A 22,957-nucleotide genomic window follows, 5' to 3' on the forward strand; every position below is an offset into this window, starting at 1 on the left:
GGGCCCGGCTGCGGGCTTGACGTCGCTCGATCCGGACGCCGCAGCACCCCCTGGCCGGGATGCGCTGCGGTCGCAGGAGATGCCGCAAAAGGCAAATAAGGAGAGGGCCACTACAGTGGCTAGACAAGGATAAGAAGAGCGCCTGGTGCGAAGCAGAGGACTTGAACCTCCACGGGAGTTACCCCACTGGAACCTGAATCCAGCGCGTCTGCCAATTCCGCCAGCTTCGCGAGCGGGACGGCATCACTACCTCACCCCCTCGCGATCCGTCAAGCCCAACATCACGCCCGGAGCGTTTTTCTTCCGGCTCCGGCGCGCGTCGCCTGCCGCCCGCTCCACAGCAGCCCGGTCCGCCTTCGGCCCCCTCGGCGGCGCCCTCGGCCGCGCGGGCTCCCTCCTGCCGCTGCCGACCCGCAGCGGTGCACGGCGAGTGGCGCATGTGCTAGGGGAGCGCGCTCCCATGGCGGCCATCGGCTCACCTCCCCCTCTCCTTCTCTTCGTCGGCGTCCGCGCCGTCGACCCGGCCCATCAGCTCGACGACGTGGTCGACGTCGTCGTGGAAGACGGCGTCATCACCCGCGTGGGGCGCGGCGCAGCGACCGACGATCTGCGCCGCGCCGGCCAGGCCGAGGTCGTCTCCGGCGAGGGGCTCCTGCTCCTCCCCGCCTTCGTCGATCTCCACGCCCACCTCCGCGAGCCCGGGCAGGAATACAAGGAAGACATCGCCTCCGGGCTCGCCGCCGCGGCCGCCGGCGGCTTCGCGCACGTGTGCGCGATGCCGAACACGCGGCCCGTCAACGACACCCGCTCCATCACCGAGGCGATGATCGCCCGCGCCCGCGCGCTCTCGGGGCCCGCGCTCCACCCCATCGGCGCGATCACGATCGGCCAGAAGGGCGCCGAGCTCACCGAGATGGCCGACCTCAAGGAGGCCGGCGCCGTGGCGGTCTCCGACGACGGGCGCTGCGTCACGTCGAGCGCGGTCATGCGCCGCGCCCTCGAGTACGCGAAGACCTTCGATATGCCGGTCATCCAGCACGCCGAGGACCACGCCCTCACCGAGGGGGCGCAGATGCACGAGGGGGCGATCTCGACGCGCCTCGGCCTCCGGGGCTGGCCCCGCGTGGCGGAGGACATCATCGTCGCGCGCGACGTGCTGCTCGCCGAGGCCACCGGGGCCCGCTACCACGTGGCGCACATCTCGTCGCTCGGCGCGGTCCGCATCCTCCGCGAGGCGAAGGCCCGCGGCATCGCCGTGACCGCCGAGGTGACGCCGCACCACCTCACGCTCACCGACGCCGCCGTGCTCGGCTACGACACCGCGTGCAAGGTCAACCCGCCCCTGCGCGAGCAGGCGGACGTCGACGCGCTCCGCGAGGCGCTCGCGGACGGCACCATCGACGCGGTCGCGACCGATCACGCGCCCCACTCGACGCTCGAGAAGGACTGCGAGTTCGCCGAGGCGTCGCCCGGCCTCATCGGCCTCGAGCTCGTCGTCCCGGTCCTGCTCGACCTCGTGCGCCAGGGCGCCCTCCCCCTCGGGCGGCTCGTCGACGCGCTCACCCGCGCCCCCGCCCGCATCGCGCGGCTCGAGGCGCCCGCGATCAAGGCCGGCGCCCGCGCCGAGCTCTGCCTCGTGGACCCGAACCTGAGCTTCGTCCTCGACCCGGCGCGCCTGCGCTCGAAGAGCAAGAACACGCCGCTGCTCGGCAAGCAGCTCACCGGCCGCGTCAAGATGACGCTGGCGGCCGGTCGGGTCGTCTTCGTCGACGGCGAGGGAGCAGCAAGATGAGCTCGCGCAAGGTGCACTTCGTCAGCCTCGGGTGCCCCAAGAACCGCGTCGACTCCGAGGTGATGCTCGGCGTCGCCCGCGCGGCCGGCTACGCGCACGTCGACGACGCCGCCGAGGCCGAGGTGATCGTCGTCAACACCTGCGGCTTCATCGGCGAGGCGAAGAAGGAGTCGATCGACGCCATCTTCGAGATGGCGCAGCACAAGGAGCACGGCAGCTGCAAGCGGCTCGTGGTCGCCGGCTGCCTCTCGCAGCGCCACCCCGAGGAGCTCGCCCGCGAGATGCCCGAGGTCGATCACTTCCTCGGTTCGAGCGACATGCTCAAGCTCGGCCAGGTGCTCGCGGGCGACGCGGAGCGGATGCTCGTCGGCAACCCCGCCGAGTGGCTCATCCGCGCCGGCGATCCGCGCACCCTCTCGACCCCCGGCGGCAGCGCCTACGTCAAGATCGCCGAGGGCTGCAACCGCACCTGCTCGTTCTGCGTGATCCCCGACCTGCGCGGCGCGCAGCGCTCGCGGCCGATCCCGGACGTGGTGCGCGAGGTGGAGCAGCTCGCGGCGGCCGGCGTCCGCGAGATCAACCTCATCTCGCAGGACACGATCGCCTACGGCCGCGACGCCGCCGGCCGCGCGCAGGGCGGCGAGCGCGCGACGCTCGCGGAGCTCGTCCAGAAGGTCGCCGACGTGCCCGGCGTGCGCTGGGTGCGGCTCTTCTACCTCTACCCCGAGACGATGACCGACGACCTCATCGAGCTGCTCGCCGACCACCCGCGCGTCGTGCCCTACGTCGACATGCCGCTCCAGCACGCCGCGGACGCGATGCTGCGCAGGATGCGGCGCGGCCACGGCGGCGATCGGCTCCGGCGGGTCGTCTCCACGCTGCGCGAGCGCGTGCCCGACCTCACGTTCCGCACCGCGTTCATCGTCGGCCACCCCGGCGAGACCGACGCCGAGTTCGAGGAGCTCTGCGATTTCGTGCGCTGGGCCGAGTTCGAGCGGGTCGGGGTGTTCCGCTACTCCGACGAGGAGGCGAGCCGCAGCTACGCGCTCGAGGGCAAGGTCCCCGCGCGCACGGCCGCGAGCCGCTACCGCCGCCTCATGACGCTGCAGCGCCGCATCGCGCACAAGAAGAGCGCCGCGATGATCGGCCGCGAGCTCGAGGTGCTCGTCGAGGGGACGAGCGACGAGCACGAGTACGTGATCATGGGCCGCCACGCCGGTCAGGCGCCCGAGATCGACGGGCAGGTCTACCTGTCCGGCGGCGAGGTCCGCCCCGGCGAGATGTGCCGCGTGCGGATCACCCAGGCGAGCGACTACGACCTCGTGGGCGAGCTGCTCGACGAGGACGAGGGCCAGCGCGGCGCCGCGCTCCCCGTGCCCACGGAGCTCGGCGCGGTCACGGCGAAGCGGCGCGTCGCCCTGCGCGTGCTGCAAACCGATGGACGCGAGCGCCAACAGAATTGACGGCCCGGCCGGCGGGGCGCGGCGCGACGGCTGAAAATCGCGCGGCGCCGCGGCGTTCACGGGCGCCCTGGGCGCGGCACGCGGTGTGCTATGAAGCCGTCCCGTGCCGATGCTCCGCCGCGCGCTTCACCTTGCCTTTGCCCTGGCGATCTCGCTGCTCGCCGGTGCGGCCTGCCTGAGCCCGACGTTGCCCCTCCCCCCGCCCGAGCCGGCCGACACGATGCGGCCGTCCGCGGACCGCGAGGGGGTGTGGCAGATCTCGGGCAACTGCGCCCCCGGGGCGCGCGTCAGCCTGTTCAACGAGCGGACCCAGCGGGGCGTGATCGAGGACGACACCGACAAGAACGGCCGGTATCACCTCGAGATCGAGGCGGAGCTCTGCGACGTCCTGCTCGTGTGGCAGGAGCTGGAGGGCAACGGCGACGAGGTGAGCGTGGCGCAGTCGTTCGTCGTCGAGGAGCGCACGCCGCTCGGCGTCGTCAACGACGCCTGCCCCTGAAGGCCGACGGGCGCGCGACGGCGCGCGTCAACGCAGCGCGCCGCGCCCGATGGGCGGCATCGACGCGCGCGCGGAGCATCGTGATAGTGTGGTGGCGTGATGGCGTCGATCTCGCCGAGCATCCCGCCGACCGCCACCCGGGTGCTGGTCGTCGATGACGAGCCGGGCCTCCGTCAGGTGCTCAGCATCGCCTTCCGCCGCCAGGGCTACGAGGTCGCGCTCGCGCCCGGCGCCGGCGCCGCGCTCGAGGCGATCCGCCAGAATCCGCAGCCGTTCCCGCTGATCCTCACCGACCTCGTGATGCCCGACGGCTCGGGGATCGAGGTGCTCGCGGCCGCGAAGGCGCGGAGCAGCGCGACCGAGGTGATCGTGATGACCGCGCACTCCACCGTGGAGAGCGCGCTCGACGCGATGCGCCGCGGCGCGTACGACTTCGTGACAAAGCCGTTCTCGCCCGCGGAGGTCATCGCGCTCGCCGCGAAGGCGCTCGAGAAGAGCTCGATCGTCGCCGAGAACCAGCGGCTGCGCGCGCAGCTCGAGCGGCTCGATCTGCCGTCGCGCGAGCCGCTCGGCACGAGCCCCGCGATGCAGCGGATCTCCGAGCTCATCGGCAAGATCGCGCCGACGCGCACGACCGTGCTGATCACGGGCGAGAGCGGGACCGGCAAGGAGCGCGTGGCCCGCGCGATCCATGAGCAGAGCGACCGGGCCGCGAAGCCGTTCCTGGTCGTCAACTGCGGGGCGCTGCCGGAGGCGCTCATGGAAAGCGAGCTGTTCGGCCACGAGAAGGGCTCGTTCACGGGCGCCGGCGCGCGCGCGCTCGGGCTGTTCCGGGAGGCGGACGGCGGGACGCTGCTCCTCGACGAGGTCGGGGAGCTGCCGGCCTCGCTGCAGGTGAAGCTCCTCCGCGTGCTCCAGGAGCGGAAGGTGCGCCCGGTCGGCGCCGCCGCGGAGATCGCGGTGGACGTCCGGGTCCTCGCCGCGACGAACCGGGAGGTGGAGGTCGAGGTGCGCGAGGGGCGGTTCCGGCAGGACCTCTATTACCGGCTCAACGTCATCCGCATCGAGCTGCCGCCCCTGCGCGAGCGCCCCGGGGACGTCTCGCGGCTCGCCGAGCGCTTCCTGCGCCGCTTCGCCGCCGAGCTCGGCAAGGACGTCCGCGGCCTCACGACGGACGCGATGCGCGCGCTCGACGCCTACGGCTTTCCGGGCAACGTGCGCGAGCTCGAGAACATGATGGAGCGCGCGGTGGCGCTCGCCGGAGGGCCCTCGATCGGCCTCGGCGACCTCCCGAGCGCCGTCGCCGGCCTCAGCGCGAGCCCGGCCCCGCTGCTCGCGCAGCTGCCGCCCGGCGGGTGCATGCTCGACGAGGTGCTCGGGGAGGTCGAGCGCCGGCTCATCCTCCAGGCGCTCGAGCGCACCGGCGGCGTCCGCAAGGCCGCCGCGAAGCTGCTCGGCGTGTCGTTCCGGTCGCTGCGCTACCGGCTCGCCAAGCACGCGCTCGCCTCCGACGGGGACAGCGACGACGACCTGGAGGGGGGATCCCGACGAGAATCGTCACCGCCCGGCGCCCCGCAGTGACGGTTTTCGTCACCGCCGAAAACGAACACAACCGCACACATCTCTCTCAGCTCGCCCCTCTTCCTCAAGAAAAACCGAGGTAACGCATGAGTTTCTCGCACAAGTCGAAGACGGCGCCGGGCCGCGCGCTCCTTGGCACGTCGCCTGCTGGAAGGTTCGGGCGCATGCGGAGGGCGCGGCGACAGCGAAACGCGGCGAGGCGGGCGTTCACGCTCGTCGAGCTCCTCGTCGTCGTGGGGATGGTGGGTATTCTCGCGGCGCTCGCCCTCGTCGGCTACCGCAAGTACATGAACGCGGCCGGCGTCGCCGAGCCGAAGGCCGTCATACAGGGGATCCGCGGTGCTCAGGAGTCCTACAAGGCCGAGATGCTCGTGTATCTGAACGTCTCGACCTCGCTCGATGCATGGTACCCTGCGGGGACTCTCAGCGATCGGAAGCGCGCGTGGGGCCCCCCTCACGACGACGAGGCCAACTGGCGGATGCTCAACGTGACGACGGACGGCGCGGTCCGCTTCGGGTATGCGTGTGTGGCGGGCGATACTCCCCCCTTCACCACGACCGGCCTCGCGGGCTTCACCTGGAGTGGGTTGCCCGGGCCTCCGCTGAACGATCCGCAGTTTGCGCCGAACGGCCCCTGGTACGTCATCCAGGCGGCCGGCGATCGCGACTCGGATGGGACGCTCGCCTTGCTCCTGACGACATCCACGATGTCGGGGATCTACTGGGAGAACGACACGGAGTAGAGGATGGTTTGCCCCGGCGGCGTCGAGAGCGCCTGTCCGTGGGAGAGGTTTTCGCGCTGCGGGCTGGCCGGGCCCCGCACCAGGCATCTTGACGGTCCGTCTCGGCAACGAATCCAATTAAAGAAATCATCACGGAGGATCGACACTCATGCGTGCACTGAAGCGATACGACAGAAGAGGCTTCACCCTCGTCGAGCTCATGATCGTCGTCGCCATCATCGGCGTCCTCGCCGCGCTGGCGATCTTCGGGGTCCGCCGGTACCTCGCGAGCGCGAAGAGCTCGGAGGCCAAGAACACCGTGGGCGCCATCTCCCGGGGCGCGGTCGCCGCGTTCGAGCGCGAGACGTCCAACTCCGAGATCCTGCCGGCCGGCGGTTCTTCGGCGGCCGCGACCCATAGCCTGTGCGCGAGCGCCGAGGCGGTGCCCACTACCGTTCCGTCGGGCGGCAAGTACCAGCCGCGCTCGGGCCCAGACGAGGACTTCGAGCACGGCACCGAGACCGAGGACTGGCCGTGCCTGAGGTTCGCGATGACGCAGCCGATCTACTTCCAGTACCACTATTACTCCGGCGCGCGTGTTCCCGAGCAGACCGATCCTCCTGCCATCAGCGCGACGAACTACTTCGAGGCGGGCGCGGTCGGAAACCTCGACGCGGACACCCCGCCCGTTTACAGCGTGTTCACGCGCCTGGGCGCGGTGGACGACGCGACGGGGCAGCTCACCGTGGCCACGCAGGTCCACATCGAGCGAGAGTACGAATGATCTGAGCGCCGGCTGCCCGGCTCACGGATGAGCCGGGCAGCGCACGTTGAACGAGGCCACCGGTCATGAGGGTGTACGATGCGATACACGGCGACGTCTCGTGTGCGCGGATTCACGCTCGTCGAGCTCATGATCGTGGTGGCCATCCTCGGCGTGCTCGCCGCCCTGGCGATCACCGGGGTGCGCAATTACCTCACGACGGCGAGGACGGCTGAAGCGAAGCAGATCGTCGGCGCCATCACCCGCAGCGCCATCAACCAGTTCGAGCGCGAGCGCGACGCCTCGCAGGTGCTCCCCCCCGCGGGGGTCTCCGCGGCGAGCACCCACACCCTCTGCGCCTCGGCCACGCCGGTCCCCCTCGATTTCACCTACGTCCTTGGGACGAAGTACCAGCCGAACGCGGCGCCCGGCGTCGACTTCATGTCGGGCTCGACGACCGAAGGCTGGCAGTGCCTCGGCTTCACCGTCGACCAGCCCATCTACTTCCAGTACTCGTACCAGGTCGGCGGCGGCTACCTCAGCGAGGGCATGACGGGCGCGCCCGTCCTCAGCGCGGAGGCGTTCGAGGCGGGAGCGCGCGCGGACCTGGACGGCGACGGCCTGGCGTGCACGCTGGTCCGCACCGGCGAGGTGCGCGACGGCGAGATCGTGACCAGCACCGTGATCTTCACGAACAACGACCCGGACTGACGCGGGCCACGGCCGTCGGTCGCGCTTGTTGGATCGTGGAGGGGTGAGGTAGAGAGGAGCCCATGACCTGGCGCTCCTGGAGCGCGCTGGAGCTCAGCGCGGCCTTCGCGGTCGGCGGCAGCGTCCTCGCCGTCGCCGTCCCCGCGTTCTTCCGAAACCTCAGCGCATCCAAGCTGAGCGAGCCGATCGAGGGGCTCGACCGGCTGGTGACCAGCGCGGTCGCCTACGCCGAGTCACGGCCGCAGGAGATCAGCTTCCCCCCGTCCGCCCCGCTGACCCCGGCGCAGGTGCCGCGCGGCGTGCGCGCGGTCGATCCGCCGGAGTCGTGGGAGCACCTCACGTGGCGGTCGCTCGACTTCCGCTTCGAGGGGCCACACGCGTTCGCCTTCCAGTTCACGAGCGAGCTCGACGCGTCGAAGGCCATGCGCTTCATCGCGACCGCGCACGGCGATCTCGACGGCGACGGCGCGCTCTCCACGTTCGAGGTGCGCGGCGAGCGGATCCCCGGGGAATCGGCCCGCGTGCTCCCGGGCATGTTCGTGGACCGCGAGGTGGAATGATGGGGGCTCGTCCGGCGCCCGGGTCCGCGGACGGCCCGCCACCCCGCCCGCTCCTCTCCCGCCTCGCAGGCGCGCGCGACGCGCTCGTCACGGTCGCGCTCTCGGCCGCCGCGGCCGTCGCGATCGGGATCGTGCGCGCGCCGGCCGCGGCGCTGGAGAAGCGCGTCGCCGAGACCTCCGACGTGTACGTCCTGCCGCCGCCGGACGAGGTGGTCACCCTCTCGCTCGGCTATCGCTCCGCGCTGGCCGATCTGCTGTGGTCGCACGTGCTCGTCTCGCAGGGGCTGCACACCATGGAGCGCCGCAGGTTCGAGAACCTGACCCTGCTGCTCGACGCCATCAACGCGCTCGACCCGACCTTTCGCGACCCCTACCTGTTCGCCGACGCGCTCATCACGTTCCAGACGAGCACGACGCCCCACGACGAGGTCGTCAAGGCGCGCGAGATCATGGAGCGCGGGGTGCAGAACCGCCCCCTGGACGGCGAGATCTGGCTCGCGCTCGGCCAGTTCGTCGCCTTCATCGCGCCGGCCTCGTACCTGACCGATCCCGCGGAGAAGGCGCAGTGGCGCCTCGACGGGGCCCGGATGCTCGCGCGCGCCGCGGAGCTCGGGGGCAACGACGCGAACATCAGCTGGCAGGCGCTCGGCGGCGCGGGGATCCTCGGGCGCGCCGGCGAGCGCGAGGCGCAGATCCGGTTCCTCCAGCGCACCCTCGCCGTCACGGACGACGAGGGGCTGAAGCAGCAGATCCGCGCGCAGCTCGACAAGCTCCTCGGGGAGCAGGCCGCAGAGGCCTACCGCCGGCGCATCGACGGTTTCAGCGAGATCTGGCGGCGCGATCTGCCGTTCGTCAGCAAGACGGCGATCCTCGTGCTGGGCCCCCCGCGCGACCCGGCGTACTGCGCGGGCGGCGCGCACGCCGACGAGCCGCGGTGCGCGACGACGTGGAGCGCGTGGGCCGAGCGGGTCGCGGGCGAGCGGTGAGGCCCCTCGACGCTGCCGGGGCGCGGACGCCGTCGCCACGACAGCGCCGTTCGAAACGAGCGACGTCAGGGGTGGTTCACGTGGGGAATCGCGAGATGCCGTGGGCCTCGCCCGACGGCGCGAGGCAGCGCCTCGGGTCCGCGCAGCGCCGCCCGTGAGCCGGGCGCCGCGGGCGACCGCGGCGCGTCAGTCGAACCTGACGGCCGCGGTCTTGGTCTCGCCGGCCTTCACCGAGACGGTGACCGACTTCTTCCCGAGATCCGGGTGGATGAAGGTCACCGTGTGCGACCCCGCGGGGACGCTGACGCCGACCTTGGGCGTGCTCCCCAGCGGCCGCCCGTCGAGGACCACCTTCGAGACCGGGATCGAGTTGATGTTCAGGGTCGCGTTGCCGGCGGCGGCCGCGGGCGCGGGCGCAGCGGCCGGCGCCTCCGCCTTCGGCGCCGCGGCGGGCGCCTCCGACTTCGGCGCCGGGGCGGCCGGCGCAGGCGCCGGATCCGACGCGCGCGCGGGCGCGGCGGCGGCGACCGGGGCGGCGGCCGGCTCGGGCCTGCTCGCCTCCTCCAGCGCGATCCGGATCGTCTTCTCGGCCTGCCCGTCCTCGAACGAGATCGCCTGGGAGAAGTCCGTATACCCCCTCTTCGTCGCGACGACCTTCCAGCCCTCCGACGGATTGACATCCACCTTGACCGGCGGCTTCTTCCAGGCCGAATCCGGCAGCTTCTTCTCCGTCCCCTTGGCGTTCACCAGCTTGACCGACGCGCCCGACGTCGCGAGATCGAGCGTGACCTGCCCCTTCAGCACCTTGAGCGCGACGGTGCCGAGGTCCTTCGTCTGGCCCTGACCGACCTCCACCGTCTGCTCCACGGGCTCGTAGCGCTCGCCGCCGTCGAAACGGATCTTGTGCTCTCCCGGAGATACGCTGACCTCCAGCGGCAGCGTGCCTTTCTCCACACCGTCGATGAAGACCTTCACGCCGGGCTGCGCGCCCGACGCCTTCACGCCGGGCGCGGTCGACGTGTTGGTCGACGCCCGCGCCGCGGCCGCGCCGTCGAGCGTGATCACGACCACCTTCTCCTTGCCGCCCTCGACGACCTCGACGGCATCGTGCGGCGGGAAGTCGGGGGCGAGGATCTTGACCACCTTGGAGCCGGGATCGAGCTCGCGCACGACGCAAGGCACGGTGTCGCAGCGCTTCTGGCCGTCGATGAAGATCTCGGCCCTCGCGACCGAGGTGCCGCCCGGGGCCTTCAGGTCGATGGTGAGCGCGCCCTTCTTCGGCACGAGCATGACCACGGCCAGGATGAGCACAGCGACCAGCGCGAGCCCGCCGAGGAGCACGCCCGCCTTGCCGGCGCCCTGCTGCATCGTATGGCGCGGGCGGATCGCCGTCGGCTCGTCGTTGCGCGACAGCGGGCGGTGGCCGATCTCCGAGGACATCGCCGGCGGCATCGCCGGCGCCGGCGGGGCGCTCGGGATCGGCGGCGGCGTCGGGATCGGGGTGCGCGTCCTCGCGGCCGGCGCCGCGCCGCCGGAGCTCGCGAGCAGCGTCGCGGCCGCCTTCGGGAGCGACGGCGAGCTCACCGTCGGCAGCGGGCTCGTCCGCCCAGGCATGCTGTCGCTGCCCGGCCGGTCGTAAACGTGGGTCGACTCCTCGTCGTCGTCCCAGTCCATGTCGACCGCGGTGCCCTTGCCCGACGCAGGCTTCCCCTCGTCGGCCGCCTTCTGCGGCGGCTTCACCGACGGCACGCGGACCGGCGGAGGGACCACCGGGGGCAGCGCGCTGGTCGGCGCGGGCGGCACCGGGCTCTTCGACGGCAGGGCCGGGGCGGTGACCGGGGGCAGCGCGGATTGCCGCGAGGGAGGCGGCACCACGGGCGGCAGAGAGCCCGGCTTGACCGAAGGGGGCATCGGCGGCGGCAGCGAGCCGGGGCTCGTCCCCTTCACCGGCACCGGCGGCGGCAGCGAGCCGGGGCTCGTCCCCTTCGCCGACACCGGCGGCGGCAGAGAGCCCGGCTTGACCGAGGGGGGCATCGGCGGCGGCAGCGAGCCCGGGCTCGTCCCCTTCACCGGCACCGGCGGCGGCAGAGAGGCGGGGCTCGTCCCCTTCGCCGACACCGGCGGCGGCGGCAGCGGGGAGGCCATCCCCCCAGGGAGCGTCACCGCAGGAGCGTTGGGGGGCGGCGGCACCGCGGCGCCGACGAGGGTCCGCTGGCGCGTCGGCGGCGAGGGGGGCACGAGCGCGGGGCTCGCGGCGCGGGATGACTTCTTGGCGAGCCCCTCGAAGACGTCTAGATCGCTGCCGCCCTTGTTATCGGCCATGTTCGAGAACTCCTCAGGACATGCGGCGCCGTTCGCCGCGGCTTCCGAGAAACGATCGCGCATGCGTCGCGCGATGAGCGTGATGTGGAAGAGCGGGCCTTCGTCGCGCGCGAGCTCGGAGAGCCCTGCGCCACCCTGGCCCGCTGCAGCGTACCGCTGGTCCGATGACTTCGCGAGCGCCATCGGGACGATCCGAGGCGCGGCACCGCGGCGCGCGCGCCGCGATCTCGCGGGGATCTCGCGCGTCGCGGCCGGCGAAACGCCCCATGACGTCCGCGGCGCTCGCGGCCTCGGACGAGCGCTCTCCTGCCGTCATCATCCGGAAACAGACGCCCAGCGCGGCGTGGCCCAGCGCAACGTGGATCGGCCGCGCGCGGCGCTGGTTTGCGCGCCTCGACGCGATGTTGCGCCCGCGCTCACGGCGCGCAGTGCACGCGACCTCCGCCAGCGAGCCCACGCCGATCCGCGCCGAGAGGTCGCAAGCTCCGAAGAACGGCAAACGATGCACCGACCCCCTGTTTCTAATCCCTCGGACCGCCAACGCACAAGCGCCTACTGCATCCCAGGCGAGGATCCAGGCGCCGCCACGCTCAGTGGTCGCCGTCCGCGGTTTCCTCTTTCTTCGGCTTTTTGAAGTATCGAACGCGCTTCTGCTGGAGCGGATACCAGACGCTGTGCGGAACGATGGGTGTGGACTCGAACATCCGGCCCGCGCCGGGCGCCTCGGCGCGGGTGAGCCGGACGGCGCGCGGGCCCGACGGCGCGTGGACGGCGGCGCCGGCAAGATCTGTATCGCCGCCGAGGGCCACCGAGAGCGGCCGGGCGAGATAGATCCGCGAGGAGCACCCGAGCCCCGCCAGGAAGTCCTGGAGCAGCTTCGCATCGCGCGGATCCACGCGCGTCGGGGGCGGCGCCGAGGCGTCCGGCGACAGCGCGGCGTCCGGCGCGCCGGGCGGGCCGGCCGCGGCCCGCTCGACGTAGATCAGCATCCCGTCCTCGTCGTTGACCCCCAGCGCGGCCACGGCCCCCGCGCTGCTGTCGGCCCCCGTCGCGATCCGGACCGCGCCGCGCACCGGCGGGGTCGGCGAGGCCGAGAACGCCCCGGCCGAGTGCCAGATGCTCGACGCCCCGCCCTGGCCCGCGCCGGGCGCCGAGCCGCCGTCGCCGAGCACCGCCACGACCGCGCCCGCCCCGGCCGGCGGGGGCGCCCCGGGCTCGCTCAGCGGTGCGGCCGCGACGGTCCGCGGGTCGACCTTGAGCACCCGCAGGCGCACGCCGGGCCGCGCGGGATCGGGGCGGATCTCGGTGATCGCGAGCGCGTACGGGAAGCCGTGCTGCGGGAGCCCCTGGGTGCGCCAGACGCCCTCCCCCGCCTCGGCCGGCGCGGCGCGCGGCGCGAGCGGCGGCCCCGGCAAGAGGTGCCGCAGCGTCATGTAGAAGAAATCGCGCGCCTCCCGCCGGATGTAACGGGGGAAGTTCATCAGGCCCATGCCGCGGATGAGCCGGCGGCCGCGGAACCGGTAGCCCGAGAGCCCCGAGACGTCTCCCTCCGCCTCCCATTCGCCCTGGAGCGGGCGCCCCAGCGCGGGCAGCTCGCCGCTCGGGGCCACGTGGTAGAACTCGAGCCCGCTGTGGCCCGCGTTCATGTCGAGCGCGATCCCGTAGGAGCAGCGGGCCTGGATCATCGCCTGGGACAGCGCCTCCGGGCTCACGTCGGCGCCGTAGAAATACGCGACGAAGCGCTCCCGGGTCAGGCAGATGCCGGTCCTGACCGTGTGCGTCTTGTCGGCCCAGCCGGGCGGCGTGCCCCCCCACCACGTGCGCCCGAACGGATTCCACTTCTCGTCCTGGACCATGACCGTCATGTTCTGGCGGTACGAGAGCATCCACTCGGGGACGGTCTCGTCCTCCGACCACGTCCCGAAGAGCGTGCTGCCGTCGCGCCGGACCGCCACGGTGGCGGCGTAGGGCTTCGGCGGCAGGTACATCACCCCGTCGGCCATCATGCCGAACTCGCCGTGCATCGCCTGGAAGCCCGCGTTCGACGCGGCGACCACGCGCTTCATGACCTCGGGCGTGCGCGGGATGAGCCCCGGCCCCGCCTCGCCCGTCGCGCCCTTGGGCTCCACCGTGCCCGCCATCATGTGGAGCTCCACCTGCCGCGGATCCCAGAGCGCGATGTAGACGCGCGTCGCCTTGCGGGAGCGATCCGCCCGGATGAACGTGGTCATGAACGCCGGCGGGAGCCCGTCGAGCTTGCGGACGAAGGCGTCGCCGCCCTGCGGCTTCCACTGCCCCTCCCCGGGCAGCGCCGGCGTGACCCAGGGCTCGAGCGGCGCGGGCGGCCAGCCGATCTCGGGATCGATCGGGATCTGGCGGACCGGCGGATCCAGCGCGGTCTGGCCGAGATCCGCGGCGATGTCCTCGGCGCCCGTGTCGCCGGTCACCGCCTCCTTGTTGCGGAGGACGAAGTCGAGCGCCGTGAACGCCACGGCCTTGACCGTCTGCATCGCCGCGTCGCCGATCACGAGGCGCACCCGGTCGACCGCCCAGGTGACGAGGTTCCCAGGCCGCGCGATCTCGAACGATTCGGCGCGGATCCACGCGGGCAGCGGCGCGTCCGCGCCGCGCAGCGGCAGGCGCGCCTCGCGGCCGCCCGCGCGGACGACGACCTCGCCGTCGCCCTCCAGCGCGACCGCGACGTCGACCGCGCTCGCGGGGCGGCGGCCCTCGTCGGGCGCTCCAGCGCCGCGGCCCTCCGCGGCGGGGTCCTCCGCGCCGCCCGCGCCGGGGTCCTCCGCGGCGGGGCCCTCGCTGCGGGCGGGGTCGATCACGAACGTCCGGCGGCCGATCCCGCGCAGCCGGCCGGTCGTCTGCCAGCTGGTGATGGCGTGCTGGAGCCGCTCGAGCGGCGACCAGTCGGCGCCGCCCGGGGGCGCCTGTCCGTCGAGGTCGAGCACGTGCACCGTGGGCGACGCCGCCTCGATCAGCGGGCGCGAGACGTACGCGAGCGCCTCGCGGCGGAGCACGGGCTTCGACTCGTCCGCGCCGCTCGTCTCCGTGAGGTTGTGGATGCCAGAGACGTCGAGCAGGACCCCCTCGGGCGAGAGCCGCGTGTCGACGAGGTAGAGGTCGGTGGGCTCCCCCCGGACGGCGCCGCGCGCGACGGCGCGCGCCCGGGCGCCGAGCGGCCGGAAACCTTCGCGCGGCGGGTCCACCCACACCACGTCGCCGGACGCGGCGGCGATGCCCTGCTCCGCGAGCTCCGCGGCGAGCGCGGCCGATCGGTCCCGAGCGCCTCCGCCCACGTCGGGCGCCATCGCCGCGGCCGCGGCCGCGCAGAGGACGATGATGCCGATGCGCTCTCGGCGCAGGGGGGGCGTATTCGGGGACTGCATTCGCCTACAACGCGCGGAGGGCCGGGGCTCCTGCCCGAGCGGCCGAGGGCGCGCGAGAGCCCGCCGTTATCACCGTTTTTGTACCGCGGCCAGATTCGGGGGGCGCCCGCGGCGCGGCGCTTCGGGGGGGCGCCCGCGGAGCGCCGCTCATGCGTCCGGCGCTAGCGTCCGCGGAACCGGCGGTGCTACATCGGGCGCTCGCCATGTCGAACGCTGACTCGCCCCCTCTCCGCCGCGATGAGGCGCTGACGATCGCGCGCCTCGCTCACCTCGATCTCTCCGCCGAGGAAATGGAACGCCTCACCGGTGATCTCGGAAACATCCTCAGCTACGTCCGGCAGCTCGAGGAGCTCGACGTCTCGGCGGTGCCGCCGACGGCGCACGTGCAGATCGAGCGGCTGCCGCTCCGCGCCGACGAGGAGGCGCCGAGCCTGCCGCGCGAGGTGGCCCTGCGGGAGGCGCCGCGGGTCGAGGACGACGGGTTCGCCGTGCCGGCGTTCGTGGACGAGGGGTGAGGCCGATGGACACAGCGATCCTCGATCGATCGATCCCGGAGCTCGCGGCGCTCGTGCAGCGCGGCGAGGTGAGCGCCGAGGAGGTGGCCCGGGCCGCGCTCGCGCGCATCGAGCAGCGCGACGGCGCGCTCGGCGCGTTCCTCACCGTGCAAGGGGAGCAGGCCCTCGAGGCCGCGCGCGCGCTCGACGCGAGGCGCGCGCGCGGCGAGGCGCTCGGCCCGCTCGCCGGCGTGCCGATCGGGCTCAAGGACGCGCTCTGCACCGAGGGCGCGCCGACGACCGCCGGCTCGAAGATCCTCACGCGGGCGCCGTCCGGCGGCGCGTCGAAGGCGCTCGATCCGGCGCGCGGGTACCGCCCGCCGTACGACGCCACGGTCGTCGCCCGCCTCCGCGAGGCCGGCGCGATCCTGCCGGGCAAGTGCAACATGGACGAGTTCGCGATGGGCTCGTCGAACGAGAACAGCGCCTTCGGCCCGGTGAAGAACCCGTGGGACCGGACGCGCATCCCCGGCGGGTCGTCCGGCGGCAGCGCGGTCGCGGTGGCGGCGGGGATGACGCCCGGCTCGCTCGGCTCGGACACGGGCGGCTCCATCCGCCAGCCGGCGAGCCTCACCGGCGTCGTCGGCGTCAAGCCGACGTACGGCCGCGTCTCCCGCTACGGCCTCATCGCGTTCGCCTCGAGCCTCGACCAGATCGGCCCGTTCGCGCAGGACGTGAAGGGCGCCGCGCGGCTGCTCGAGGTGATCTCGGGCCGCGATCCGCGCGACGCGACGAGCCTCGACGCGCCGGTGGGCGCGTACGAGGGCGCGTGCGGCCGCGACGTCGCGGGCCTGCGCATCGGCGTGCCCGAGGAGTACTTCGCGAAGGGCATCGACAAGCAGGTCGAGGCGAAGGTGCGCGCGGCGATCGAGGGCCTGCGCGGGCTCGGCTGCGAGGTGAGGCCCGTGCACCTGCCGCACACGCGCTACGCCGTGGCGGCCTATTACATCGTCGCGACCGCCGAGGCGTCGTCCAACCTGGCGCGCTTCGACGGCGTGCGCTTCGGGCTGCGCGTCGAGGGCGAGCGCGGCGGGAAGGCGGACCTCCAGGGCCTCTACGGCGGCACGCGCGGCGAGGGGTTCGGCCGGGAGGTGAAGCGCCGCATCCTGCTCGGCACATACGTGCTCTCCGCGGGCTACTACGACGCGTACTACCTGCGCGCGCAGAAGGTCAGGACGCTCATCCGGCGCGATTTCGACGAGGCCTTCCGCGAGGTCGACCTCATCGCGGCGCCGGTCTCGCCGACGGTCGCGTTCCGGCTCGGCGAGCGCGTCGACGACCCGCTGTCGATGTACCTGGCCGACGTCTACACGCTGCCCGCCAGCATGGCGGGGCTGCCCGCGATCAGCGTCCCGTGCGCGACCGCGCCGGCCCCCGACGGCGGGCCTCCGCTGCCCGTCGGCCTGCAGCTCATCGCGCCGGCGCTGGAGGAGGCGCGGCTCTGCAGGGCGGCCTACGCGTGGGAGCAGATCTCTCCGGTGCGCGGGCTGCGCGCGCCGGTCGCGTGACGGAGGGGGGCGCGAGGGTGAGCTCCGCGATCGCGGTGGCGGCGGCCGGCCCGGAGCACCTGGCCGGGCTCGAGGCGCTCTTCGAGGCCGCCGGCACGCCTTGCTACTGCCGCTACTACCACTTCGGGGGCACCAACAACGAGTGGCTCGCGCGGTGCTCGGACGGCCAGGGCGAGAACCGCCGGGAGTTCGCCGCGGCGCTCGCCGCGGGCAGCGACGAGGCGCGCGGCGTCGTGGCGCTCGCGCACGGCGCGACGGACGTGGTCGGGTGGCTCAAGGTCGCGCCCGCCGCGGCCGTGGCGAAGGCCTACGAGCGCCGCCTGTACCGGGGGCTGCCGTGCTTCGCGGGCGATCGCGCCGGCGTCTTCCTGATCGGATGCGCCGTCGTGCACCCGCGCCATCGCCGGCAAGGCGTCGCGACCGCGCTCGTCGCCGGCGCGGTGGAGCTCGCGCCCGCCTGGGGCGCACGCGCCCTCGAGGCCCTGCCCCGCCGCCCGCGGGAGCCGGTGAGCGACGAGGAGCTATGGACCGGCCCGGTCTCCGCGTTCACGCGGAACGGATTCGTCGAGGTGCACGCGTTCGATCCGTATCCGGTCCTCCGCCGGACGCTGTGACGTCGCCGCGGCGCGGATCTGGCGGCGAGGCCCGCCTCCGGTCGCGCTGCGCTTGCGCGCGCCGGCCGACCAGGTAGTGTCGCGCCCGCGCGCATGGCTCCCCCGTCCGAGCACCCCGACGCTCCGGCCAACGATCTTGCCGAGCAGAGCTCCTTTGCCGGCGTGGACCGCGCCGCGCCCGCCCCCGGCGCGGGCGCGGCGGCGAGCGGCCCCGGCGAGCCCGCGGCGCCGGCGTCCGCCGAGGCCTCGCCGCTCAGCCGGCAGGCGTCGTCGCGGCCGCGGGGCCGGGTCGTCGCCCTCACCGGTGCCGCGTCCTTCCTCGGGCGCAACCTCATCGGGATCCTCGAGGAGGACCCCGGCATCGCCCGCGTGGTGGCCATCGACATCAAGCCGCCGGACACGGGCGGCTCCAAGCTGCGCTTGCACTCGGTCGACCTCACGGCGCCTGCCTCGGAGGAGCGCGTCGCCGAGGTGCTCGCGGCCGAGCAGGTGGACACGCTCGTCCACCTCTGCTTCCTCTCGTCGCCGACCCCGGCGACGGCCTGGGCGCACGAGCTCGAGTCGGTGGGCACGATGCACCTGCTCCACGGCGCGCGCCAGGCGAGCCTGCGCAAGCTGATCCTCTGGAGCCAGACGATCCTTTACGGCGCGCACCCGACCAACCCCAACTTCCTCACGGAGAAGCACCCGCTCCGCGCCGATCCGGACGAGCGCTTCTTCGCGGACAAGATGGCCGCCGAGCGGGAGTTCAACGCCTTCGGTGCGAAGGCCAAGGGCACGACCGTCACCATCCTGCGGACCGCGCCGATCCTCGGGCCGACCGTCCAGAACTACCTCACCCGGTACCTGGCGCGGCGGCTGGTCATGACGATGCTCGGCTTCGACCCGCTGTGGCAGTTCATCCACGAGGTCGACGCGATCGCCGCGTTCAAGCTCGCCATCGACGGCGATTTCCCGGGGACGTTCAACATCGTGGGCGACGGCGTGTTGCCGGTCTCCACGATCGTGCGCCTCGCGGGCCGGACGCCCTTCCCGGTGCTGCACAGCGCGGCGGGCCCGCTCGTCGCCGCCCTCTGGGCCGCGCACGCGGCGATCGCGCCGCCCAGCTTCCTGCGCTACCTGCGCTACGTGTGCGTGGCGGACGGCGAGAAGGCGGCGCGGGTCATGGGGTTCCGGCCGGTCTACACCACGCGCGAGGCGCTCCTCGATTACATCAGCGCGCAGCGGCTGCGGGACGTGCGGCTCCTGCAGGAGACACCCGCGTGAGGCGGCTCGGGGGGTAGGGCATGGGCACGGAGCACGATCGAGAGCGCAAGGGAGCAGTGAACGGGCCGCCGGCGTCGACGCGGAAGCGCTCGGAGCGGCCGGGGTCGATGCCGGTCGTGCCGAGCATCGACGTCGAGGAGGACGAGACCAGGTACCTGGCGCCGATCGGCCCGACGGAGCCCTCGGACGACCGCGAGACGCACTCCTCCGAGGCGCACGCCCCGGTCGTGCCGGTGACGGCCGAGGAGCTGCAGCGCCAGATCCGGGAGCTCGAGGCGCGGCTCAAGGGCGTGCTCGCCGGGAGCGCCTCGCAGGACGCGAGCGGCGGGGCCGCGGGCGGGCCCGAGACCGAGAGGAGCCCCCGCGAGGGCGGCGCGCCCGCGGCGCACGCCGCTCGCGGCGGTTACGGCGGCCACGGCGGTTACGCATGTTACGCCAGCGAGCCGCCGCTGTCCGAGCCCGGGACCGCGCGAGACGTCCTGTCGACCGATTTCTACCTGCGGCAGTGGGGTCGCGCCGGCCTGCGCAGCCGCTCGGAGGAGGTCGACGAGTTCGGCTTCGATCCCAAGTACGAGGCCCGGTACAGGCCGCTCTTCGACTTCCTGTACCGGCACTACTTCCGGATCGATCTCCAGGGCGTCGAGCACATCCCCGGCGAGGGGCGGTGCCTCATGGTGTCGAACCACTCGGGCGGTCCCATCCCGTACGACGGGCTCATGCTGCGGGCCGCGGTGCGGCGCGAGCACCCTGCGCGCCGGGAGCTCCGCTGGCTGGCCGACGACTTCGTGTACTACCTGCCGTTCGCCGGCACGATCATGAACCGGCTCGGCGCCGTGCGGGCCTGCCCGGAGAACGCCGAGCGGCTGCTCGCGGGCGAGCGGCTCGTCGCGGTGTTCCCGGAGGGGGCCAAGGGCAGCGGCAAGCTCTACAAGGACCGCTACCAGCTCCAGCGGTTCGGTCGCGGCGGGTTCATCCGGCTCTGCCTGCGCACGCGCACGCCGCTCGTCCCGTGCGCCATCGTGGGGGCCGAGGAGACGAACCCGCTCTTCTACCGGGTCGAGCACGTCACGCGCGCGCTCGGCATCCCGTACCTGCCGATCACCCCCACGTTCCCCGCGCTCGGGCCGCTGGGCCTCGTGCCCGCGCCCACCAAGTGGAAGATCCGCATGGCCGAGCCGGTGCGGTTCGACGCCTACGGCCCCGAGGCGGCGGACGACCAGATCCTGGTGCGGCGCCTCGCCGAGCGGGTGCGCGCGACCATCCAGGGGCTCCTCGACGAGACCCTGGCCACCCGGAAGTCGATCTGGTTCGGATGAAGCAGGCGTCGCCGGCGGCTCCTCCACCGATGCCCGAGCACGCCACGGAGGCGGCTCCGCCCCCCGCGCCCGAACGGGCGGCGACCGGGAGGCCGCGCCCCGACGGCGTGCTGGTGATCGACAAGCCGCGCGGTCCCACCAGCCACGACGTCGTGGCCCGGCTGCGCCGCGCCCTCGGGGTGAAGCGCATCGGGCACGCCGGCACGCTCGACCCGATGGCGTCCGGCGTCCTCGTGGCGCTCGTCGGCGAGGCCACCAAGCTCGCCCCGTACCTGACGGCGCAGGACAAGCGCTACACGGCGCGGGTCGTCCTCGGCGTCGGGACGGACACCCTCGACGCCGACGGGGAGGTCACGGCGGCGCAGCCGCTTCCGGCGTGGCTCGACGCGGAACTCGGCGCGCTCGCCGGGGCGGGCGGCCCCCCCGGCGCCGAGGCGCTCGCGGCGGCGGCGCCGCGCATCGCGGCGGCGCTCGACGCGGAGCTGTCGCGGCGGGAGCAGACGCCGCCCGCCTACTCGGCCATCAAGGTCGCGGGGCAGCGCAGCTATGCCCTCGCGCGCGCCGGCCAGGCGGTCGAGCTGGCGGCGCGGGCCGTCGAGGTCCGGTCGCTCGCGGTCTCCGGCGCCTCGCGCGGCGGCCGCGGCGCGCCCGACGCGGTCGCCACCCTCGACCTCGAGCTCGAGGTGAGCAAGGGCTACTACGTGCGCTCGCTGGCGCGCGACCTCGGCGCGCACCTCGGCGTGCCCGCGCACCTGTCCGCGCTCCGCCGCGCCGCGAGCGGCGCCTTCACCGTGGCGCGGGCGGTGCCCCTCGACGCCGGCGCCGACGCGCTGCGGGCTTCCCTGCGCCCGCTCGCCGAGGCCGCCGCCGAGAGCCTCCCCGTCGCCCGCCTGACCGAGGACGGAGCGCGGCGCGCCCGCCTCGGACAGCCGCTCACCGGCGCCGACTTCTCCCTGGCTCCTGCGCAACCTGGCCCCGCTGTCTGGCTCGATCCGGACGGACGCGTCGTCGCGCTCGGCGCCCCGGTGGCCGCCGAGGGCGCCGACACCGAGGGCGTCGAGAGCTCGCCTGCGCTGCCCGAGCCCCGATTTTCCGTCCTGCGCGGTTTTTCTGAGACGGCCGATGTCCGTGGAAATGCCGCTCGGTAGGGGAAAAACTACAGGAGAGGGCAATTCCCTGGACTTCGGCAGATCCACGGATCATGTCATTGGACGAGCTCGGCGCAGACGGCCGAGCCTGGGAGTCTGTCTTGCATTGAGTCCGGAGAATGCGCGAGGATCCGTCATCTCCTGAGATTTCGCGCCCGGGTCCGGTTGCGCTCCCCTCGCCTGTTCCGTTACGATTCGTCCGTTAGGAGCCTCGGTTTGAGTCCCGATATCGTTCCATTGCCAGCGCTCGGCGCTGCAGTTCTCTCCGCTGTACTTGGCTCGCTGTTCGTCGGCGCCGACACCGCACTGACGACGCTGAGCGCGACGAGGCTCGGCGCGCTGATTGAGCAGTCGACGGGCCCCACGAAGGCCGCCTACGAGCGGATTCGTCAAGAAGACGCCAAGCTTCGCTCCCGTTACCTGCTCGGCTGGGTCGTATCGACCAGCCTGACCGCCGCCTGCTTCGACCTCTTCTTCCGTCGGAGCTTCCCCGAGGTGGCCCTGGTGCTTGGGCTGGCGACGACGATCGTCGTCAGCGGGGCCCTGTACGAGGTGAGCTCGACGCTGGGCCGCAAGCACGCCGATCGAGCGGCGTCGATGGCGGTCCGCTTCTTGCGCCCGCTGGAGATCGCGATGCTGCCGCTCGCCGTGCCGCTCGGCTGGATCGGCTCCAGGCTGGGGCCGCGGGAGGGGGAGCAGCCGTCGGATCCGCGGGTCGCCGAGGCGGAGGTCGAGATCCTGGTCGATGAGGTCGAGCGCTCTGGCCTGTTCGGGCGAGAACCGGCGGAGATGATCCGGAATGTGCTCGAGTTCGCCGATCGCACGGCGCGGGACGTCATGGTGCCGCGGTCCAAGGTCGAGGCGATCGAGATCTCCACTCCGCTCGAGAAGGTGCTGGAGATCGTGACCGAGAGCGGTCACTCCCGGTATCCGGTGTACAAGGATCAGATCGACAACATCGCTGGTCTTCTCTACGCGAAGGACCTGTTCAAGGTCCTCGAGGAGCGGCGGCTCAAGAACACGACGCTCCGGGAGATCACGCGGAGCCCTGCCAACTTCGTCGCCGAGTCGCAGCCGCTCTCCTCGCTGCTGCGGGAGATGAAGAGCCGGCGACAGCACCTCGCCATCGTGGTCGACGAATTTGGCGGGATGTCCGGGATTGTCACCCTGGAGGACGTGCTCGAGGAGATCGTGGGCGACATCCGGGACGAGCACGACGAAACGGACGACGGGGCGGCGATCCAGGATCTCGGCGACGGCCGTCTGGTCGCCGACGCGGCCGTGTCGATGAGCGATCTCTCGGCGTACCTGGGCGCGGAGCTCGACCGCGAGGGGAAGTACGAGTCGCTCGGCGGCATGCTCACACAGCATGTGGGCAAGGTGCCCGAGGTGGGCACGGCCGTGAGCAAGTTCGGGTTGCGCTTCATCGTGCGGGACAGCGACGAGCGTCACATCGGCAAGGTGGAGATCGTCCGTCCGCGAGCGATGGGCGCCGGCGGGGCGGCCTGAAGCGGCCGAGTCCGACCGGACGGACGGCCTGAAGCGGTCGAGTCGATCCGTACGGATGGCTTGAATCGGCGGCCGTCGCACGGGAGCGGCCTTGCCGAGCCGCCCGGCTTTCTGCCGTACTTCCGATCTGCCGCGGCCGAGCGGCGCGCGCCCGCACAGGAGACGGGCCCAGATCGGCGTTTTCGGCGCACAGGCGTACTCTCGTACGCCGAGCACCGAAAACGCCGAGATGGGCCCGTATCCGA

Annotated in this window: 18 protein-coding genes and 1 tRNA gene; 16 read left to right on the forward strand and 3 right to left on the reverse strand. The window is 73.0% G+C overall.

The genetic code is table 11. From position 1 onward, the window contains the following. Positions 1-143: 143 nt before the first annotated feature. Positions 144-230, reverse strand: a tRNA-Leu gene (locus NQZ70_RS27045). 230 nt (positions 231-460) lie between these two features. Here NQZ70_RS27045 and NQZ70_RS27050 point away from each other — a divergent pair. The 9 genes from NQZ70_RS27050 (at position 461) to NQZ70_RS27090 (ending at position 9,077) form a co-directional block, all read left to right on the forward strand. Beyond that, a complete protein-coding gene (locus NQZ70_RS27050; protein WP_129576790.1) occupies positions 461-1,792 on the forward strand; it encodes a dihydroorotase in 1,332 nt (443 codons plus the stop codon). Continuing rightward, on the forward strand, positions 1,789-3,255 hold the full coding sequence (gene rimO / locus NQZ70_RS27055; RefSeq protein WP_129576791.1) for a 30S ribosomal protein S12 methylthiotransferase RimO: 1,467 nt from the start codon (positions 1,789-1,791) through the stop codon (positions 3,253-3,255). Before NQZ70_RS27050 ends, rimO begins: the two co-directional genes overlap by 4 nt. 109 nt (positions 3,256-3,364) lie before the next feature. Further along, a complete protein-coding gene (locus NQZ70_RS27060) occupies positions 3,365-3,754 on the forward strand; it encodes a hypothetical protein (protein WP_129581596.1) in 390 nt (129 codons plus the stop codon). 99 nt (positions 3,755-3,853) lie between these two features. After that, a complete protein-coding gene (locus tag NQZ70_RS27065) occupies positions 3,854-5,335 on the forward strand; it encodes a sigma-54 dependent transcriptional regulator (RefSeq protein ID WP_129576792.1) in 1,482 nt (493 codons plus the stop codon). 86 nt (positions 5,336-5,421) lie between these two features. Then, the gene (locus tag NQZ70_RS27070; protein ID WP_237244094.1) at positions 5,422-6,078 is read left to right on the forward strand and encodes a type IV pilin protein; all 657 of its coding nucleotides are present in this window, start codon (positions 5,422-5,424) and stop codon (positions 6,076-6,078) included. 148 nt (positions 6,079-6,226) lie between these two features. Beyond that, complete coding sequence (locus NQZ70_RS27075) at positions 6,227-6,841, forward strand: type IV pilin protein (RefSeq protein ID WP_272825765.1); 615 nt, start codon at positions 6,227-6,229, stop codon at positions 6,839-6,841. Between the two features lie 102 nt (positions 6,842-6,943). Beyond that, positions 6,944-7,531 carry a type IV pilin protein gene (locus tag NQZ70_RS27080; protein WP_272825767.1) on the forward strand — a complete coding sequence of 196 codons (588 nt, stop codon included), beginning with the start codon at positions 6,944-6,946 and terminating at the stop codon, positions 7,529-7,531. 62 nt (positions 7,532-7,593) lie between these two features. Then, positions 7,594-8,091: a hypothetical protein gene (locus tag NQZ70_RS27085; RefSeq protein WP_129576795.1), complete on the forward strand. Its 498-nt coding sequence runs from the start codon at positions 7,594-7,596 to the stop codon at positions 8,089-8,091. Beyond that, positions 8,091-9,077 carry a hypothetical protein gene (locus tag NQZ70_RS27090; RefSeq protein WP_129576796.1) on the forward strand — a complete coding sequence of 329 codons (987 nt, stop codon included), beginning with the start codon at positions 8,091-8,093 and terminating at the stop codon, positions 9,075-9,077. The genes NQZ70_RS27085 and NQZ70_RS27090 overlap by 1 nt, the downstream gene beginning before the upstream one ends. A gap of 186 nt (positions 9,078-9,263) precedes the next feature. Here the strand turns inward: NQZ70_RS27090 and NQZ70_RS27095 are convergent, their stop codons facing one another. Both NQZ70_RS27095 and NQZ70_RS27100 read right to left on the reverse strand, forming a co-directional pair. Then, entirely contained in the window at positions 9,264-11,582 is a 2,319-nt protein-coding gene (locus tag NQZ70_RS27095) for a PEGA domain-containing protein (protein WP_165374186.1), read from the reverse strand. Positions 11,583-11,989: 407 nt separating this feature from the next. After that, positions 11,990-14,797 (reverse strand): hypothetical protein, encoded by a 2,808-nt coding sequence (locus NQZ70_RS27100; protein ID WP_165374187.1) that lies wholly within the window; start codon positions 14,795-14,797, stop codon positions 11,990-11,992. Positions 14,798-15,000: 203 nt separating this feature from the next. Here NQZ70_RS27100 and gatC point away from each other — a divergent pair, with 203 nt between their 5' ends. From gatC to NQZ70_RS27135, 7 genes are all read left to right on the forward strand, one after another. Then, a complete protein-coding gene (gene gatC, locus NQZ70_RS27105) occupies positions 15,001-15,312 on the forward strand; it encodes an Asp-tRNA(Asn)/Glu-tRNA(Gln) amidotransferase subunit GatC (protein WP_020737093.1) in 312 nt (103 codons plus the stop codon). Between the two features lie 5 nt (positions 15,313-15,317). Further along, the gene (gene gatA, locus NQZ70_RS27110; protein ID WP_129576797.1) at positions 15,318-16,859 is read left to right on the forward strand and encodes an Asp-tRNA(Asn)/Glu-tRNA(Gln) amidotransferase subunit GatA; all 1,542 of its coding nucleotides are present in this window, start codon (positions 15,318-15,320) and stop codon (positions 16,857-16,859) included. Between the two features lie 17 nt (positions 16,860-16,876). After that, positions 16,877-17,473 (forward strand): GNAT family N-acetyltransferase, encoded by a 597-nt coding sequence (locus NQZ70_RS27115; RefSeq protein WP_237244095.1) that lies wholly within the window; start codon positions 16,877-16,879, stop codon positions 17,471-17,473. 93 nt (positions 17,474-17,566) lie between these two features. Beyond that, on the forward strand, positions 17,567-18,739 hold the full coding sequence (locus tag NQZ70_RS27120; protein ID WP_129576799.1) for an NAD-dependent epimerase/dehydratase family protein: 1,173 nt from the start codon (positions 17,567-17,569) through the stop codon (positions 18,737-18,739). A gap of 20 nt (positions 18,740-18,759) precedes the next feature. After that, on the forward strand, positions 18,760-20,055 hold the full coding sequence (locus NQZ70_RS27125; protein ID WP_129576800.1) for a lysophospholipid acyltransferase family protein: 1,296 nt from the start codon (positions 18,760-18,762) through the stop codon (positions 20,053-20,055). Continuing rightward, complete coding sequence (locus NQZ70_RS27130) at positions 20,052-21,203, forward strand: tRNA pseudouridine(55) synthase TruB (protein ID WP_237244096.1); 1,152 nt, start codon at positions 20,052-20,054, stop codon at positions 21,201-21,203. The genes NQZ70_RS27125 and NQZ70_RS27130 overlap by 4 nt, the downstream gene beginning before the upstream one ends. 216 nt (positions 21,204-21,419) lie before the next feature. Next, positions 21,420-22,712, forward strand: a complete 1,293-nt coding sequence (locus NQZ70_RS27135) for a hemolysin family protein (protein WP_129576801.1) — start codon at positions 21,420-21,422, stop codon at positions 22,710-22,712. The last annotated feature ends 245 nt before the right edge of the window (positions 22,713-22,957 follow it).

This window comes from Sorangium sp. So ce836, assembly GCF_028553905.1.
Classification (GTDB): domain Bacteria; phylum Myxococcota_A; class Polyangia; order Polyangiales; family Polyangiaceae; genus Sorangium; species Sorangium cellulosum_D.